The sequence below is a fragment of the Streptomyces sp. NPDC039430 genome (assembly GCF_055639435.1).
On the sequence record NZ_JBVKAK010000013.1, the window covers coordinates 104786 to 117454 of the forward strand.

Annotated in this window: 11 protein-coding genes; 3 read left to right on the top strand and 8 right to left on the bottom strand. The window is 70.3% G+C overall.

Annotated elements, in window-relative coordinates; translation table 11 throughout:
• The first annotated feature begins 22 nt into the window (after nucleotides 1–22).
• Nucleotides 23–652: a hypothetical protein gene (locus tag ACZ7LS_RS28070; RefSeq protein ID WP_382671934.1), complete on the top strand. Its 630-nt coding sequence runs from the start codon at nucleotides 23–25 to the stop codon at nucleotides 650–652.
• A 95-nt stretch (nucleotides 653–747) separates the two neighbouring features.
• Here ACZ7LS_RS28070 and ACZ7LS_RS28075 read toward each other — a convergent pair whose 3' ends face one another.
• From ACZ7LS_RS28075 to ACZ7LS_RS28100, 6 genes are all read right to left on the bottom strand, one after another.
• The gene (locus ACZ7LS_RS28075) at nucleotides 748–1386 is read right to left on the bottom strand and encodes a hypothetical protein (RefSeq protein ID WP_382523458.1); all 639 of its coding nucleotides are present in this window, start codon (nucleotides 1384–1386) and stop codon (nucleotides 748–750) included.
• Between the two features lie 138 nt (nucleotides 1387–1524).
• On the bottom strand, nucleotides 1525–2235 hold the full coding sequence (locus tag ACZ7LS_RS28080; protein WP_382523456.1) for a ribonuclease HII: 711 nt from the start codon (nucleotides 2233–2235) through the stop codon (nucleotides 1525–1527).
• Between the two features lie 297 nt (nucleotides 2236–2532).
• Nucleotides 2533–4086: a DUF4153 domain-containing protein gene (locus ACZ7LS_RS28085; RefSeq protein WP_385134513.1), complete on the bottom strand. Its 1554-nt coding sequence runs from the start codon at nucleotides 4084–4086 to the stop codon at nucleotides 2533–2535.
• Between the two features lie 468 nt (nucleotides 4087–4554).
• Nucleotides 4555–5475, bottom strand: coding sequence for an ADP-ribosylglycohydrolase family protein (locus ACZ7LS_RS28090; protein WP_385134514.1), 921 nt, complete (start codon nucleotides 5473–5475; stop codon nucleotides 4555–4557).
• Between the two features lie 12 nt (nucleotides 5476–5487).
• Nucleotides 5488–6147 (bottom strand): histidine phosphatase family protein, encoded by a 660-nt coding sequence (locus tag ACZ7LS_RS28095; RefSeq protein ID WP_382523450.1) that lies wholly within the window; start codon nucleotides 6145–6147, stop codon nucleotides 5488–5490.
• Between the two features lie 140 nt (nucleotides 6148–6287).
• On the bottom strand, nucleotides 6288–6893 hold the full coding sequence (locus ACZ7LS_RS28100) for a YdbC family protein (protein WP_382523706.1): 606 nt from the start codon (nucleotides 6891–6893) through the stop codon (nucleotides 6288–6290).
• Nucleotides 6894–7094: 201 nt separating this feature from the next.
• Between ACZ7LS_RS28100 and ACZ7LS_RS28105 the strand changes: the two genes are divergently transcribed.
• A complete protein-coding gene (locus ACZ7LS_RS28105; protein WP_382970961.1) occupies nucleotides 7095–7619 on the top strand; it encodes a TerD family protein in 525 nt (174 codons plus the stop codon).
• Between the two features lie 90 nt (nucleotides 7620–7709).
• Here ACZ7LS_RS28105 and ACZ7LS_RS28110 read toward each other — a convergent pair whose 3' ends face one another.
• Nucleotides 7710–10619: a vitamin B12-dependent ribonucleotide reductase gene (locus tag ACZ7LS_RS28110; RefSeq protein ID WP_385134516.1), complete on the bottom strand. Its 2910-nt coding sequence runs from the start codon at nucleotides 10617–10619 to the stop codon at nucleotides 7710–7712.
• Between the two features lie 145 nt (nucleotides 10620–10764).
• On the bottom strand, nucleotides 10765–11274 hold the full coding sequence (nrdR, locus tag ACZ7LS_RS28115; RefSeq protein ID WP_382523442.1) for a transcriptional regulator NrdR: 510 nt from the start codon (nucleotides 11272–11274) through the stop codon (nucleotides 10765–10767).
• A gap of 537 nt (nucleotides 11275–11811) precedes the next feature.
• Between nrdR and lexA the strand changes: the two genes are divergently transcribed.
• The gene (lexA, locus tag ACZ7LS_RS28120; RefSeq protein ID WP_030350125.1) at nucleotides 11812–12597 is read left to right on the top strand and encodes a transcriptional repressor LexA; all 786 of its coding nucleotides are present in this window, start codon (nucleotides 11812–11814) and stop codon (nucleotides 12595–12597) included.
• The last annotated feature ends 72 nt before the right edge of the window (nucleotides 12598–12669 follow it).

Below are 12669 nucleotides of genomic sequence, written 5' to 3' on the forward strand. Positions count from 1 at the left end.
GCGCGTATGCGAAGGGAGGAACGTGACCTTCGGATTCGCTCCGTCCGCGGACACTTCGGTCAGCACACCCGCCGACTCCGTCAGCCGCCTCGCCAGAATGCTCGAACCCGCCGAATGGGCGGAGGCGGGTATTCCACTGCTGCGCAACCCCCGTGAGGTGGTCAGCGGTCTGCACAGCCGGCACCGGCCGACCCCGTCGACCGCTGTCGTGGCCGTACTCGACTACGAGGAACGGCTCACCGCCAGCGCCTCGTTCGCACCGCGTGCCGCACCGGTCGACGGATGGGAGTTCCGCAACGCGCTGCTGGCGCATCTGCGCCGGGTCATCCCGCACGACCTGCGCCGTCGTACGCCCGTACGCACCGCCGTCCTGCTCTACTGCCGCGAAGGCGACGGGCGTTGGACGGAGGAGGACGGGGCCTGGATGTGGGGGCTGCGGGACGCCTGCACACTCCATGGGCTGCGCTGCGGCGCGTACATCACACTGACCCGCGGCGGCTGGCAGGTGCTGGGGGAAGGCCGCGGTGGGCGGCGGCCCAGCTCCGAGAGCCCGCCCGCGGATCTGTCCGAGACGCTGGCAGACCCCGACCCGTCGCCGGCGCGCGGCGGCGGCGGTGCGGTGGAGGTACTGCGGCGCACGGCTGCCCGTTGAGCAGCCGGGCGCCCGCCGCCCGTCAGGCCCGTCACAGCGGCCCGGCCGCCCCCTGAACGGGCAGCCGGGTCACGGCAGGACCGGCGTCGTACGGCTCAGACGCCCGCGCCCAGCACGGTGTTGATCCGCTCCGAGCCACCGCACACGACAAGCAGCGCGGCGGCCTTCTCCCTGGCCTGCGGAAGCACCCGGGCGATGGCGTCGTCACCGCCTCCGTTGACGGCGACGACCACGACGGGCCGTGACTGCGCACGGGCGACGGCGCCGCCGTCCGCGAAGAACACGTCCTCGCGGGCGTCGTGCTGAGCCCAGTAGGAGGCCTCACCGAAGGACAGCTCGTGGGTGGCCCACGGGTGTTGTTCCCCGGTGGTGAGCACCAGGATGTCGCCCGGCGCCCGCCCCGCCTCCAGCAGCAGATCGACCGCTTCCTCGGCGGCGTCGAGCGCACCGCCGACCGGAGCCGGAATCAGCTGGATCTGAGGGACGGAAGGAGTCGTGGCGCCGGAAGCCTGGGGCTGCCCGGCGGAGTTGTGCGAGCGCTGCGCCGGCGGCGCGGGCCTCGCGGGACCGGGGCCCGGACGTCCGGGCCGCGGTGTTGTCGCGGAGCGCGGCCCGGGGACGGGACGCGGACCGGGTACAGGACGAGGGGTCGGCGCCGTACGGCCGGTGGCCGGAGTGGCGCTGGCACCCTGGGCTCTCTCGTGAATCTGAGGCTCCTGAGGGATGAGAGGCATGACTGGATGTCTATCAAACACCGGTGCGAAAAGCATCGGCAGGTGGGGATATTTGTACCCATGTCTGCGGGCGCGAGCCACACAGATTCAAGGTTCACCGGAAGTTCCGGAAGTCGGACCTTCCAGAAAATCGGCAGTTCAGAAGTCGAAGCCGAGTTGGCCCCCGCTTTCCATAGCGGTGGCCTCCGCGGAGACCCGGACCTTCTTGAGGTGCCGCCACCGGGGCAGCGCGTCGAGATAGGCCCATGAGAGCCGGTGGTGCGGTGTGGGCCCCCACTCCTCCAGCGCCGCTCTGTGCACCGGTGAGGGGTAGCCCGCGTTGGCGCCGAACGCGTAGGGGACGTACTCCTCGGCCCCCGCGCCGAGTTCGGCCATCATGGCGTCCCTGCGCACCTTGGCGAGTACCGAGGCGGCCGCCACCGAGACACAGGACTGATCGCCCTTGATGACCGTACGCACCTGCCAGGGTCCTCCGAGGTAGTCGTGCTTGCCGTCGAGGATCACCGCGTCGGGCCGCACCGGCAGCGCCTCCAGGGCGCGTACGGCGGCGAGCCTGAGCGCCGCGGTCATCCCCAGGGCGTCGATCTCCTCGGGGGAGGCGTGTCCCAGCGCGTGCGAGGTGACCCACCCCGCCAGCTCATCGGCCAGCTCCGTACGGCGCTTGGGGCTGATGAGCTTGGAGTCGGTGAGGCCGGCCGGAGGTCTGCGCAACCCCGTGACGGCCGCGCACACCGTGACCGGACCGGCCCACGCTCCGCGCCCGACCTCATCGACGCCCGCGATGATCCTGGCCTCGGTGGTGGCGCGCAGCGAGCGCTCGACAGTGTGCGTGGGTGCTTCGTACGGCATGGCACCAGCCAGGTTACGCCGCCCGAACGCCACGCGACAGACCGGGTACCGGCCGTGGTGTCCGCCGGTGTCATCGGGACGCGCGTCGCGACGCGGGACCGCCCGGGTTCGCCGTGCGGGATGGCGGGTTCACCTCGCGGGACCCCCGGTTCACCACCCCCTCGACGAGCCGGGCGTACGCCCTCGACGAGCCTGGCGCACGGCTCGACGGCACCGGCGGGAATCAGCCCGTGGCATCGCACGGCGGTTGACGCCGGGTACGGGACGTCCGGAGGGGCGTCCCGTACCCACCAGCGCTCATGGCCTGTCGAGTTCACGCCCCAGCCCGTAGCAGGTGGAGGACGGATCGATCTCGCGCTTCGCCACGATCTCGCGGGCCCTGCTCTCCGACCAGCTCGTCGCGTACCACGGCTCGGACGCGCCCCTGAGATTCCGGTCGATTCCGGCCAGAGCGCACGAACGCAGCGGCTCGGAGAGCCGGTCGAGCGCCGGTGCGGCATCGGCGGAGAGTTCCTGGAGATAGTCGATGTCGATCTTGTGCGAACGTTCGTACCGCTGCACGTTCCGCTCCGCGACCAGCGCGTCGGGCGAGATCAGGCCATAGGCCAGGACGGCGGCCCCGGCGCTCGCGGCGACGGCGCGCGGCAGCCACCGACCGCCGAGCGCCCCGGCCACCAGGATCAGGACGATCACCACACCGAGCCACATCTCCACCGCCGCCACCGAGACCCGCAGCCGGGTCAGCCCGTAGGCGTCGACGTACAGATCCATCCGGCGCAGCGCCGCGGCCACCACGACCAGGGTCAGCACGCAGAGGACACCGAGCACGGCCCGGACCAGCGCGGCGTCACCGGCTCCGTCGCGCGGGGCCCATCGCCGGGCGAGCCCGATCACGAGCAGGACGAGCAGAGTGGCCCAGAGCAGCTGCCAGAAGCCCTGGCGCGCGTACTCGGCGTAGGTCAGACCGGTCTCGCTGAGGACCTTGTCGTACCCGCCGAAGAGCACGGCGAGCTGGATGGCGATGAAGGCCGCGAAGAGCAGATTGAGGACGATGAGCGGAAGCGCCCACTCCATCCGGCCGCGGGCCCGCCCGGGGCGTACGGTGATCCGGTCCCAGCGCAGCGGCGCGGCGGCGGTGTGGGCGGCGGCGAGCGCGCCGACGGCTCCTACCAGGAACGCCACGAACCGCCAGGGCCCGTCGTCGAGCGAGACGTCGGGGGTCAACTGGCCCAGCAGATCGGCGAACGCCGCGTCGGCGTTGGCGAAGAGGGTGCCGAACACGATCAACAGCACGACCGCGACCGCGACGGCGCGCACGGCCGGCATCACACGACCGCGCGAGCCCCCGGCGCGTGCCCGCAGGCCGGCCCACCCCCAGAACATGCCGGGCCCGAGGGAACCGATCAGGCCCAGCGGGCCGAACACGACACCCGGCCAGGTACGGCAGCCGTGCAGGGCGAGCGAGCCGAGCGCCAGCGCGGAGACGACCGCCAGGAAGGTCGGCAGCCCGGCGTCCCGCAGTGCGGGGACGGCGAGCAGAGCGATGCCGCCGACAGCCCAGACCAGCGTCCAGGGGCGTGGGCGGCGGCCGGCGGCCTGGGCCGCGAAGTAGGCGGCGAGCGCCGCGGGCACGGCCACGATCAGCAGATTCAGGCCGAGTCCCTCCCCCAGCACCAGGGCGCTGAGCAGGGCGGTCGCCAGGACCGACCAGAGGGTGGCGGCACGGACCGGGGCAGGGCCGGCGGGCTGTATCTCGGTGAGCCGGCGGGACTGCTCTCCTGGGCGCGGCTGCCACTGCTGCCAGTCGGGCGGCGGCGGACCACCCTGGCGCTGCTTGGTGAGCACGGGCACGGCGGAGGACCGAGCGGCCGCGTCTCCTTCACTCCGCGCGCGGCCCGGCGCCTGCGCACCCCCCGGCGCGTGCGCGCCGCCCCGCCCCTGCGCGCCGCCCCGCCCCTGCGCGCGGCTGCGCCCTTGAGTGTCGGCCGGTCCCTGGTTGTCGGCCGGCTCCCGCCCCCGCTCCCCGTCGGATTCCTGTCTTCTGCCCGGATCTGTCACGGGACCCCCTCCCGGCCGGGTCCCTTCGCGGCAGCGGAGTGGCGCGTACGGCCCGGCGTCTTGTCGGCGCACGCCCCTCGAAGATCACCGGGGCGGCGTGGCCGACAGAGTAACCGCGCGCTCTCGCGCCTTCCCCGGTTGCGGGAGCAGGTGTGGCAGGACCGTGACAACTACGGGCGGACACCTACGGACGGACACCCACGGGCGGACGGCTACCGCCGTCGACCACGGGCGGTCAGCCACGGGCGCCGCCTACGGCGCTCACAGCCAGCCCGGCAGCGCTTCCGTCCGCTCCAGCCAACGCGCCGGCGGCGCCCCGGTCCTCGACGCGGAGATCACGCCCCCCGCGATGGCGCATGTCGTATCCACATCGCCGCCGACCTGGGCCGTGGTCCAGAAACCGCGCTCGAAATCGCCGAGAGCCCGCGCCGCCGACCAGAGGGCGAACGGCACGGTGTCATGCGCGCTGGTGCGCCGACCGCAGCCGAGAACCGCGGCCACCGTGCCCGCGTCGGCGTAGTCCAGCATGTCCCGCGCCCGGCGCAGCCCCGCCCCGACCGCGCTGCGCGGTACGAGCGCCACCACACCGTCGAGCAGCGCCTCCGGCGCCGGGGGCCCCGCGGGATCCGCGGCGAGAGCCGCTGCCGCCGCGACCGCCATGGCGCCCACCACGGCCTCGCGGTGCTGGTGAGTGGTGTAGGCGGAGATCTCGGCCTGATGCGTGGCCTGCTCCGGATCGTCCGCGTACCAGGCGCCGAGCGGAGCGATCCGCATGGCGGCCCCATTGCCCCACGAGCCCTGCCCGTTGAACAGCTCGGCGGCCAGTTCGCGCCAGTCGCCGCCCTCCCTGATCAACCGGAGCATACGGTTCACGGCGGGCCCGTAACCCCGGTCGAAGTCATGGTGCGCGGCGAAGGACAGGGCCAGTGCGTCCTGGTCGACACGGTGATGCGCGGCCAGGACGGCCAGGACCGACGCGGCCATCTCGGTGTCATCGGTCCACTGCCAGAGCCCCGGCGGCAGCTCGCGCCGTTTCAGCAGCGGATAGTTCGAGGGGACGAAGAACTGGGAACCGAGAGCGTCGCCCACCGCCAGCCCGCGCAGGCTCGCCACGGCGCGGTCGTAGCGCGGATCGGTTGGCCGGCCGGTTGAGGATTCGGCGGGTGTGGAATCAGCGGTCATCGCACGGTCATTCTATCCAGTACGCCCGTAGGGCTCGGGGGTGCGCCAGCGCTCGAACGGCTGGTCAAGCGTGTATCGCCCGTCCGCGCCAAGCAGCAGGGTGCGGGTCTCCCCGTTGCCCGGATTGGACAGGGACTCGAACTCCGCCACCGACCAGTGGAACCACCGCATACAGAACAGCCGCATGGTCAGTCCGTGGGTCACCAGCAGCACGTTCTCCGGCGAGTCCGGTGTCTCGAAGCTCCGGTGGAGGGATTCCAGGAACGCGCCGACGCGATCGTAGACATCGGCGCCCGACTCGCCCTGCGCGAAGCGGTAGAAGAAGTGCCCGTACGCGTCCCGGTAGCCCTTCTGCAGCCGCACGTCCTCCCGGTCCTGCCAGTTCCCCCAGTCCTGCTCGCGCAGCCGGGGTTCCTCCCGTATCCGCACCAGGTCGGGGTCGAGGCCGAACGCCTCGAACGTCTCGTGGGTGCGGCGGTAGGGGGAGACGAAGACGCTGACCGGCTCCCGGCCGAACAGCTCACGCAGGCGTACGCCGGTCTCCAGGGCCTGCCGCCTGCCCTTCTCGGTGAGCCGCAGGGCATGGTCGGGCTCGCGTTCGTACACCGTGTCGTCGTCGTTGCCTACCGACTCGCCGTGCCGGACGAGGACGATGCGCCGTGGTCGTGCCATGCAACGACCCTAGAACGGTCCGGATCGCGCCGTGTCACCGCCCGGTGCGGAGGGAGACCATCCGGCGTAGCGGCCTCCCGGGCGGCCGGGCGGTCGCAGGCGGCCGACAGCGGCCTCCCGGGCAAGGCCTGGCGACCTGATCACACCGTCCAGGTCGATTCGAGGTCGACGACGTCACCCGCAAGCGCGGCCACATCCGCGGCCGTCTGCGCGCGCAGCGTCAGCCGCTCCACCCGCTCGACCCGGTACTTTCCGTGCTCGGCCGCCGACTGCCACATGGACAGCACTATGAACTCGTGGCCGGGCGCCTCTCCGAACAGCCCGCGCACCATTCCCGGCGACCCCGCCATCGCGGGGTTCCAGACCTTCTCCTGCATCAGCGCGAAGTGCTCGACCCGGTCCTCGTGCACCCTGCAGTGCGCGACGCGCACCACGTCGGCGTCGGTGAAGCGCGGCTCGAAACCGGTCTTCACATCGAAGCGGTAATCGAAGAGTTTGACCTGAATGTCGCGATGCGTTCCCGACTGTGCGGCGGCGAGCCGGTCGTGTGAGCGCGCCATGAACGAGTCGTAGAACGCGCGGCTCTCCCAGAACGAGAAGACGTGCGCGACGCCCGGCCTCGCTCTGCTCCATCCTCCGCTCTGCCCCCGGAACCCCGGCTCACCGAGCAACCCCGCCCATTTCCGCTGCCCGCGCTCGAAACCGCGACGGTCGGTCACGGTGCAGCGAATCCACTTGACCAGCACCGCGCCATCGTACGGCGCGGAACGTGGCATCGGTCACGCTCCTCGTGGACGGGACAGAGCCGCCGTTCCGACGGCCGACGAGGCGAGTATCGGCCAACGTGGCGTCAACTGGACAGATCGCGAGGCGAGTTGTCAGCGCCCCGGACTAGCCTTGTCCCAAGGCTCGGAGATCCGGCCAGGTTCGGAAGAGGGGGAAGACTGGTGAACAGCCTCAACAGAGGGGTGGAGAAGATCGAGGTCACGCTCAAATGGGACCCCAGTCCCCTGGGCGCTCCCCCGCACGATCTCGACCTGGTCGCCGCGACGTACACCTCCGACGCCCCCAGTGGCGCTCCCGCCTATCTGGTCCATTTCGACAGCCGTTCGCCGGACGGCACGATCACGCTGGACCGGCAGAGCCGGACGGGGCAGGGATTCGGCTCCGACGAGGAGATGACGCTGGAGCTGGTGCGGCTGGCGCCCTCCTACACCCGCGTCCTGGTGGGCGTGGCCATCCAGCAGCGCGACGGGCGGCGGACGTTCAGCGACATAGTCAATGCCTCGGTCCGTGTCCTGGAGGGGTACACGGAGCTGGCCGCCCATGACTTCGCCGGGGTGACCGGTTCCACGGCTGCCACGTTCGCGGAGTTCACCCGGGACGCCTCGGGTGCCTGGCACTTCCGTACGGCGATCCGCGGATTCGACACCGACCTCCAGTCCTTCGGCGCCCTGATGGGCGGCGCCTGACCCGCGATGGGCGGCGCCTGACCGCGACGGCCCCGAGGGGCGGCGGCCACTCGGGCCACCGCCCCTCGGGGGGACTTACCGCGCCACGGCTCAGCTGCAGCCGCTGGTGGAGCCGCATCCCTCGCAGATGTAGCAGGACCCGGCCCGCTGCATCTTCGTGCCGCAGGAGAAGCAGAGCGGCGCGTCGGCGCTGATACCGAGCTGCATCTCGACCAGTTCGGCCGAGGTGTGCGCCTCCTTGGGCGCCGGGACCACGGCCGCCGACGGCCCGGCCGGCGTCGGGGTGACCGCCTTCAGCGTCTCCTGGCGACGCGGGGCCGACTGGGCCAGATTCTCGATGTCCATGTCGTCATCGTCCATGGACGGCTCGTACGAACCGGTGTCCAGGTGACGCTGACGCTCCTCGGCGGAGTGGATACCGAGGGCCGAGCGGGTCTCGAACGGGAGGAAGTCCAGCGCGAGGCGGCGGAAGATGTAGTCGACGATCGATTGCGCCATCCTTACGTCCGGGTCGTCCGTCATGCCGGCCGGCTCGAAGCGCATGTTGGTGAACTTCGATACGTAGGTCTCCAGCGGGACGCCGTACTGCAGACCGACCGAGACCGCGATCGAGAAGGCGTCCATCATGCCCGCGAGGGTCGAGCCCTGCTTGGACATCTTGAGGAAGACCTCGCCGAGACCGTCATCGGGGTAGGAGTTGGCGGTCATGTAGCCCTCCGCGCCGCCCACCGTGAAGGAGGTGGTCAGACCGGGGCGGCCCTTCGGGAGACGCTTGCGGACCGGGCGGTACTCGATGACCTTCTCCACCGCCTGGCGGATGGTGTCCTCGGCCTTCTCCGCGACCTTCTCGTTCTTCTCGTCCTTCTTCTTCGCGGAGAGCGGCTGACCGACCTTGCAGTTGTCGCGGTAGATGGCGAGCGCCTTGACGCCCATCTTCCACGCCTCGAAGTAGACCTCTTCGACGTCCTCGACGGTGGCGGTCTCCGGCAGGTTCACCGTCTTGGACAGCGCGCCGCTGATCCACGGCTGGATCGCCGCCATCATGCGGACGTGGCCCATGGCGGAGATGGAGCGCTCGCCCATCGCGCAGTCGAAGACCTCGTAGTGCTCGGTCTTCAGGCTCGGCGCGTTGATCACATTGCCGTGCTCGGCGATGTGGGCGACGATCGCCTCGATCTGCTCCTCCTGGTAGCCCAGCCGGCGCAGGGCCCGCGGGACGGTGCCGTTGACGATCTGCATCGAGCCGCCGCCGACCAGCTTCTTGAACTTGACCAGCGCGAGGTCGGGCTCCAGTCCCGTGGTGTCGCAGGACATCGCGAGACCGATGGTGCCGGTGGGCGCGATGACCGAGGCCTGCGCGTTGCGGAAGCCGTTCTTCTCGCCCAGCCGGAGCACGTCCTGCCAGGCCTCCGTGGCCGCGGCCCAGACCGGGGTGTCCAGGTCGTCGACCCGGGGCGCGGTGGCGTTGGCGTCGGAGTGCTGCTTCATGACGCGCTTGTGCGGCTCGGCGTTGCGGGCGTATCCGTCGTACGGGCCGACGACCGCGGCGAGCTCGGCGGAGCGGCGGTACGAGGTGCCGGTCATCAGCGAGGTGATGGCGCCGGCCAGCGAGCGGCCGCCGTCGGAGTCGTACGCGTGGCCCGTGGCCATCAGCAGGGCGCCGAGGTTGGCGTAACCGATGCCGAGCTGACGGAAGGCGCGGGTGTTCTCACCGATCTTCTGCGTCGGGAAGTCCGCGAAGCAGATGGAGATGTCCATCGCGGTGATGACCAGCTCGACCACCTTGGCGAAGCGCTCGGACTCGAAGGACTGGGTGCCCTTGCCGTCGTCCTTGAGGAACTTCATCAGGTTCAGCGAGGCCAGGTTGCACGAGGTGTTGTCCAGGTGCATGTACTCACTGCACGGGTTCGAGCCGTTGATCCGGCCGGACTCGGGGCAGGTGTGCCAGCGGTTGATGGTGTCGTCGTACTGGATGCCCGGGTCGGCGCAGGCCCACGCCGCCTCGGCCATCTTGCGGAACAGTGACTTCGCCTCGACCTCTTCGATGACCTCACCGGTCATCCGGGCGCGCAGCCCGAACTTGCCGCCGGCCTCGACGGCCTTCATGAACTCGTCGTTCACCCGGACCGAGTTGTTGGCGTTCTGGTACTGGACGGACGTGATGTCGTCGCCGCCCAGGTCCATGTCGAAGCCCGCGTCACGCAGGGCGCGGATCTTCTCCTCTTCCTTGACCTTGGTCTGGATGAAGTCCTCGATGTCGGGGTGGTCGACATCGAGGATGACCATCTTGGCCGCGCGGCGGGTGGCGCCACCGGACTTGATGGTTCCGGCGGAGGCGTCGGCGCCGCGCATGAAGGAGACCGGGCCGGAGGCGTTGCCTCCGGAGGAGAGGAGTTCCTTGGAGGAACGGATCCGGGAGAGGTTCAGACCGGCGCCCGAGCCTCCCTTGAAGATCATCCCCTCTTCCTTGTACCAGTCGAGGATCGAGTCCATGGAGTCGTCGACGGACAGGATGAAGCAGGCGGAGACCTGCTGCGGCTGGGGCGTGCCGACGTTGAACCACACCGGCGAGTTGAAGCTGAAGACCTGGTGCAGGAGGGCGTACGCCAGCTCGTGCTCGAAGATCTCGGCGTCCGCGGGCGAGGCGAAGTACTGGTGGTCCTCGCCGGCCTTGCGGTACGTCTTCACGATCCGGTCGATGAGCTGCTTGAGGCCGGTCTCGCGCTGCGGGGTGCCGAGGGCCCCGCGGAAGTACTTGCTGGTGACGATGTTGACCGCGTTCAGAGACCAGAAGTCGGGGAACTCGACGCCACGCTGCTCGAAATTGACCGAGCCGTCGCGCCAATTGGTCATGACGACGTCACGGCGCTCCCAGGCCACCTCGTCGTACGGGTGCACGCCGGGGCTCGTATGAATGCGCTCGATACGCAGCCCCTTGCCGCCGGCCTTGGCCCCCTTGGCTCGGGAACCTCGTGCCGAGCCGCTCGCCGTCTCTGTCATGCCGCCTCCCATATACGTACAAAAACGCGCCGAAGTGCCATGTTCTTCCCGTGGCACGGCGTGTGTGTCTGATGCCTCGGGTGCGCACAGGCGCACCCGTGACAGGTCTTCGTCACCGCGGAGCGGCCAGGATCGGGCCGGCCGGTCAGTCCGCGGCGATGGCGGGTACGGGGACCGCACGGCCCCCGTCGACGCCGGTTTCCTCTGAGGGGGGCCGCTCGCGCAGTTCCGCGATGGCGGCCTCGAAGTCTTCGAGCGAGTTGAACGCCCGGTACACGGATGCGAAGCGCAGGTAGGCGACGAGGTCGAGTTCCTGCAGTGGGCCGAGTATGGCCAGTCCCACGTCGTGGGTGGTCAGCTCGGCGCTCCCGGTGGCGCGCACCGCTTCCTCGACCCGCTGGCCGAGCTGCGCGAGGGCGTCCTCGGTGACCGGCCGTCCCTGGCATGCCTTGCGCACGCCGGAGATGACCTTGGTACGGCTGAAGGGCTCGGTCACGCCGCTGCGCTTGATCACCATCAGTGAGGCGGTCTCCACCGTGGTGAAACGGCGGGAGCAGTCGGGGCACTGACGACGGCGGCGGATCGACGTCCCGTCGTCGGTGGTGCGACTGTCGACGACACGGCTGTCGGGGTGCCTGCAGAAGGGACAGTGCATGGTTCCCTACCCTCCTTACACAGCGCGACTGAATAGCCCCGTCAGGGCCCGGAAACGAGCCCCTCGAAGCACCTCCAGCATAGGCGATGGCTTCACCCCCGAAAGCGGGGGGACCACAACTTCTGGGTGGCTGCGACAATCCAACCACTAGATCTGGGGTTTGACCGCATCCTATGCCCCGGCGCGTGTCGCGTGTCGAGGCGGGTGCCGACACGGGCGCCGGGAGGGCGCGGGGCCGGATCCGGCGGCGGATTCACGGGGCCGGGCGGACCGGCCACGAGAGTACGGGAAGGGCGCGGCGCACGGCCTTCCGGGCCGCCCGGTGGAACACTGGCCCCGCCGCGGAGGGCGGCGGCCGGGAGCAGGACGGTACGGTGGCGACCGGCCCCGCACCGCGACCATTGAGCCTGCCTATACACCCAGTCAGATGCTCAAGACGGTCTCTCCGCAATTTTTCACTCGAACGTGTGTTTGGCGCAACCTTTCGAAAGCTACTACCGTTGTCCAGCTAGGGAGAACATTTCGAGAGGGGCCGACGTGACCACCACCGCAGACAGCGCCACCATCACTGCCCAGGACCGCTCCCAGAGCCGACTCGAGCCGGTGCATGCCATGAATGACGTACTCACGAACCCGGAGGGCGCCAAGCCCACACGTTCGTTGCCCGGCCGACCTCCAGGAATCAGGGCGGACAGCTCGGGTCTCACGGACCGGCAGCGACGGGTCATCGAGGTCATCCGTGACTCCGTGCAGCGGCGCGGATACCCGCCTTCGATGCGGGAGATCGGCCAGGCCGTGGGCCTCTCCAGCACCTCTTCGGTCGCCCATCAGCTGATGGCTCTGGAGCGCAAGGGCTTCCTGCGGCGTGACCCGCACCGGCCGCGGGCGTACGAGGTGCGCGGCTCCGACCAGCCGAGCACCCAGCAGACGGACACGACCGGCAAGCCCGCCGCCTCGTATGTCCCGCTGGTCGGCCGGATCGCCGCAGGCGGACCGATCCTCGCGGAGGAGTCCGTCGAGGATGTCTTCCCGCTCCCCCGCCAGCTGGTGGGTGACGGAGAGCTGTTCGTACTGAAGGTCGTCGGTGACTCGATGATCGAGGCCGCGATCTGCGACGGCGACTGGGTGACGGTCCGCCGTCAGCCGGTCGCGGAGAACGGCGACATCGTCGCCGCGATGCTGGACGGCGAGGCGACGGTCAAGCGCTTCCGGCGCGAGGACGGTCATGTCTGGCTGCTCCCGCACAACGCGGCGTACCAACCGATCCCCGGTGACGAGGCGACGATCCTCGGCAAGGTGGTGGCGGTCCTGCGCCGGGTGTGAGCACTCCACCGGCTCCGACCGGGCCCCGGAACCCACTGCGCCGGTTCCGGGGCCCTGCTGTGTGTCGGGGAC